This window comes from Sulfitobacter sp. HI0129, assembly GCF_001635395.1.
Lineage (GTDB): Bacteria > Pseudomonadota > Alphaproteobacteria > Rhodobacterales > Rhodobacteraceae > Sulfitobacter.
The window spans coordinates 1-303 of sequence record NZ_LWGH01000060.1 but is presented as its reverse complement, the minus strand read 5'-3'; the positions used below and the strand labels follow the sequence as shown (position 1 = coordinate 303).

Sequence of the window (303 nt, the reverse complement as noted above, 5' to 3'; positions counted from 1 at the left end):
GGACAGATCGGGTATCTCGGGCGCTTCGGCATTCGGAGCGCGTACATTGCCGGGCAACAGTGCCGGGGCCGCTTCTTTCAGAAATGTCGTCAGCCCATCCAGCATGATCTGCCCGGTATATTCCCCCGCCATCGGCAGGACGTCCTTGCCATGCAGCTTGACGGAGCGCCCCGCCCTGTAAAGATAGCTGGCAAGCTGTTGCTCGATATGATCAGGCTGGCCCTCCTCCACCACGAGCACATGGGACTTGCCCTCGCAGAAGGCGTCGAACTCGTCCCTCACGATGGGATAGGTGACGTTGAG

Annotated in this window: 1 pseudogene; it reads right to left on the bottom strand. The window is 60.7% G+C overall.

The window, feature by feature from the left end:
* A pseudogene (locus tag A3764_RS00635) lies at positions 1-303 on the bottom strand (indolepyruvate ferredoxin oxidoreductase); the annotation flags it as partial.